This is a genomic window from Phyllobacterium sp. (assembly GCF_037994405.1).
GTDB lineage: Bacteria > Pseudomonadota > Alphaproteobacteria > Rhizobiales > Rhizobiaceae > Phyllobacterium.
The window spans coordinates 1-4370 of the sequence record NZ_JBBNAN010000119.1; the positions used below are offsets into that span (position 1 = coordinate 1).

4 protein-coding genes are annotated in these 4370 nt (G+C 52.2%); all 4 read right to left on the bottom strand.

The genetic code is table 11. From position 1 onward, the window contains the following. Window positions 1–1213: cache domain-containing protein (locus AAAC48_RS07045; RefSeq protein WP_340653501.1), on the bottom strand; the 1213-nt coding region annotated here is incomplete at its 3' end. Further along, entirely contained in the window at window positions 1210–2388 is a 1179-nt protein-coding gene (locus tag AAAC48_RS07050) for a methyltransferase domain-containing protein (RefSeq protein WP_340653502.1), read from the bottom strand. The genes AAAC48_RS07045 and AAAC48_RS07050, both read right to left, overlap by 4 nt. Next, window positions 2385–2903, bottom strand: a complete 519-nt coding sequence (locus tag AAAC48_RS07055; protein WP_340653504.1) for a ubiquinone biosynthesis methyltransferase UbiE — start codon at window positions 2901–2903, stop codon at window positions 2385–2387. The genes AAAC48_RS07050 and AAAC48_RS07055 overlap by 4 nt, the downstream gene beginning before the upstream one ends. Window positions 2904–3023: 120 nt before the next feature. Then, window positions 3024–4370 (bottom strand): EAL domain-containing protein (locus tag AAAC48_RS07060; protein ID WP_340653503.1); only part of this gene is annotated, 1347 nt, incomplete at its 5' end.

The following is a 4370-nucleotide window of genomic DNA, read 5'->3' on the forward strand; positions in this document are numbered from 1 at the left end:
CAGACATGGTTTCTTGCGTTATCGGCCCCGAACTCCACAGGTTATTGGCCTTCAGTCTCTTGAGAACAACAATATAGGGAACGTTTTCACCGTTGCTGTTAAGGACTATATGCTGAACTACGCCGTCATTTTGCTGATTGAGCGGCAGCGTCGCAATTGTCGGTTGCGAGCTTTTCGTCAGGGATCGTTCCGTACCAGTCACACCTTGCGCCGCAGCATCACTTGATGAACTTAGTCCTATGGTTGCCTCGCCCGCCGGATTGATGGCCAAAACGTTTCCATTCGACATTGTTAAGAAGCCAAAACCGGTATTGGCAATCTTCACATTTTCCACGATCTCCGTTAGCTGATCGAGGGTAATATCCGCTCCTGCCGCTCCCGCTACATTGGCATGGTCTTTGGTCCACAATGGACTAAAAAAGCTGACAATGAGTTTGCCGGTAATGGCATCGGTATAAGGTGCGGTCTGCGTTATTTCATTGGCTGGTTTCGAGCTTGGTTCCTTGGCCCAATGTTCCCAAGACCCGTAGATGCCAGGGAAAAAGAACTCCCAGAACTCTGCGCTGTTGTGGCCCGGATACAGCTTGTCAAACGTTTGGGCCTGGTCAGTATAGGGAGCAGTTCTAAATATCGGCCGCTCCTTGGGGCCGATGTAATACATCTGAAGTTTGGATGGGCCTCCCGCCAGTAAGCTCGGCGCAACGAGATCGAGAACAGCGCTGTCATCGATGTCCTGCTGCACGGCCGCAAGAGGCTTGTGATCAGGCCCCAACAGGTACCCCCACACGCTGATGACGGATGGCACCCCAGGCAGGTTCTGCGCCCACCCGCCGGAACTGTTGTAGACAGTATTGACCGATTGGGGCGATTGCTGCGCTAAAGTCGCACCAACACCTCGTTGTCTTTCAGGATTATCAATCTGTGCCTGCAATACACCGGCTAGGGTGCGTACGTCCCCATGCACACGGTCAAGAAGGAGATCCACCTCGGAAGCTGTCGATGCTGCATAAGAGCGAATATAGTCCTGGGTCGCATTTGTTAGCCCCTGGCCTACTTCCGATGTTGCGTCCCGCGACAGCTTTTGAACGTTCCACAGTGCCAGTCCGCCGCTCAAGATAAGATCAAATAGAACCGCGCCGCCAACCACGAGTACAAATTTTGCCCTGAAGGAGCGCAGGCCGAAGCGAGGTGCTTGCTCTTCGACGGCCCTCATCGCGGTCTGCGTCCCGAAGCGACCCATATTGGCCAACCCGCATAACCTTTAGCGTGTAGAGCGCTATAGATGTGGTCCTGAAACCCTTGCCTGAAACGTTTGATGAATTCGGGACTATCGCCGCGCTTTACAGCCATCTCGCCAGCATAGACATTTTCCCATGCCGCAATGACGTCCGCGAAATCTTGTGGGTCACCATCGCGGTTGGTAACCATGAAGGATTCAATTTTGATGTCCTCAAAGCCGGCCTCCAACAGGTACCGCCGGCTCTTGGGACCCAGCTCCACATCCATGTCAAAATGCTTGAACAGCTTGGCAACCTCGTTGTAGGTCCATTGAATGCTTGCGGCTCGGGGCTCGCCAAGGCAGTGAGAATTCTTCTCATTTGTGATGTAGACACGCCCTCCGGGCTTACATATGCGATAAAGTTCATTAAGGATAAGTTCAGGCCGGTTGAATATCTGCAACGAGTGCCGGCAAGTCACCAGATCGAACTGCTCCCCATCCAGCAGCATCTCGGACGCATCGCCATAGACGTATTCAATGCCCTTAATATCAAAATCTGCCGCCACGCGCCTTGCATACGCCAGACTTGATTGTGAGTGGTCAAGGGCAACAATTCGCGATGGCTCGAATGCTTTCTTTGCGAGTACGGCGAAGTCGCCTATTCCACAGCAAATATCAGCCATGACAATCCCCGGCCGCATGCCATGCCGCGGCAGAATTTCGCGTTCATGTCGCCACGTCATCTTCGTTTGCGTGCGCAGGATGGGAATGAAGCCGCCTTCCTCGAGAAAGCTCTGGCCCGGATAGAATTCGCTATCGTATTCCTTCACCGTGATATTGGATTCAATCTGACTAAGACGAGCGAATTTCCGCGATGCCCATCCGACCACACTCGACGTGATGATTACAAACTTTAAATCGGCTCGTGTACGGCAGGTGTCGATGATCAGGCGCGAAAGAGCCTGAAAGGCTGTGTTGTTCATCTGTTTCAAACGTCTGATATTCACATACAGCACGCCGCGTTCGCCACTGATAGCGTCCTTGAACAGCTGTAAACTGGAGGCCAGTTCGTCGATTGAATGCGGCCGGACAATGCCGGAAATGGAGAACTCCTGATTATTGATGTCGTACCGCGCTTTGAACCGCGGAAAAAGGTCGTGGGAGCTCAAATGACCAGCTCCTCAAGTGGCAAATCGACGATCAGCCTGATCCTGTGAGCGCCCGCATCCTCGATGCTGATCAAAGCCTCGTAATTTAGCACAAGTTCCGCCAATACAACTTCGCGACTTGGCGCCAGGTCCGTCGATACGGAGAATAAATACCGTTCGAGTGCATCGTCTCCTGATATCTGGGCCAAAGCCCCATTGAAGAAAGTTCGCTCTTCCTCCGTGCAAGGAAACGTCAACGCAATTCTGTCCCAGTTGCCGGAGCGCAAGACCTTACACTGCAGTTCGCCGTCGGTATGGCGGGCACGAAAGGCTACCTCTAGTAGTTCGTTCAAAGCGGAGGAGAAAAGATTCGAATGCCGAGCGGAGTCCGCACGATTGTGACTAATCATTCGCGCCAGATATGTTGACAATTGATCGCAATGCACCCAGTTCGACGCAAAGGTCTCAATGTGCATGTCAAACTCTATCAACGCTTCAAATGCGGCCGCAGCTGCATTGGCTTGTGCAATAGTCATTGTTTCCCCATCGTCTGCGTAAAGCCAAAATTTATTGATGATTGGCGATAAGATCGCTCTTAATTCATTGAGTTCCACTGGCAGTCCCGCCATGCAATGTAATGCCGTGGCGGGGGCGGATCAGATGCGCCGCTGATTTGTCTCCTCAATGGACAATGCTCTTACCACCCAGCGTTCAATCAGTTCACGCGTAACATCTTGATTGCCGGGCCGTCCCAGAAAATAGCCTTGGAGATAGTCGCAGCCCAAGTGTTGCAACAATCGCGCCTGTCCTGACGTCTCCACACCTTCAGCAGTGACGCTCATCCCCAGACCATGCGCAAGTTTGATAATGGACTTGACGATTGCCTGACTCTTTTTATCCGTCTCCACGTCATTTATGAAATACCGATCGATTTTTATTGTGTCGAAAGGAAAATTCTTCAAATAACTTAGCGAAGAATAGGATGTTCCGAAGTCGTCAAGTGAAATGCGAATGCCTAAAACATTCAAGGTATTCAACGTATCGATATTGTCGATCGTTTTTTCAAGGAGCACGGTTTCAGTGATCTCCAGCTCCAGTCTTTCGGCCTGGATACCTGTAGCATCAATCACTTGCGCCACCGTGTCTGTAAGCTTGCCGCTGAGGAATTGGGCAGGAGACATGTTCACGGTAATAGCAAGTGTTGCAGGCCAAGTTTTCGCCTGACTGCAGGCCTCAACCAAGACCCAGCGGCCAATATCGTCCATCAGGCCATCAGCTTCAGCAATTGGAATGAATACCGCTGGCGGGATGAGACCGATTTCCGGATGGCGCCACCGCAAGAGAGCTTCAAAGCCGACCAGCACTGACGTCGACTTGAACAATGGCTGGTATTCAAGAAAAAGTTCACCACGCTCGAGCGCAGACCTGAGACTGCGTCTCAAATTTTCACGCTGTTCGAGCAGCAACAGCATCGAGCGATTGAAGATCTTCGCGCAGCCCCGACCATCGCTCTTGGCTGCGTATAGAGCAATATCGGCCGCCTTCATAAGCTGCTCGCTTTCCGTTCCGTGTTCCGGCCCAAAGGCCACGCCAATGCTTGCACCGATAAACACTGGAATGTCGTTGATAAAGAACGGCTCCCTGAGCGCCCGAATAATGGCGCCAGCAAGACGTTCTGCCTCAGCAGGCTGAGGTTTACCAGACTGAATGACAGCGAATTCGTCGCCAGCATACCGGTAAGCAGTTTCTCCGTCCTGCAATTGGCCCTGGATTCGGCTGGCGGCCAACTGCAGGAGCGTATCTCCTGCCCCATGACCAAGCGTGTCGTTAACATTTTTGAATTCGTCGAGATCAATCTGCAGAAGTGCCTCTTTTTCCCTCGATTTTGCCGCGCTCGCGACAACTTCCTTTAGACGCTCGCTAAATCTGCGTCTGTTTTGGAGGCCTGTAAGAACGTCGTGCCCTGCTTGATGCAAAAGTTCGATGCGCTCTTGCTCGTCAGC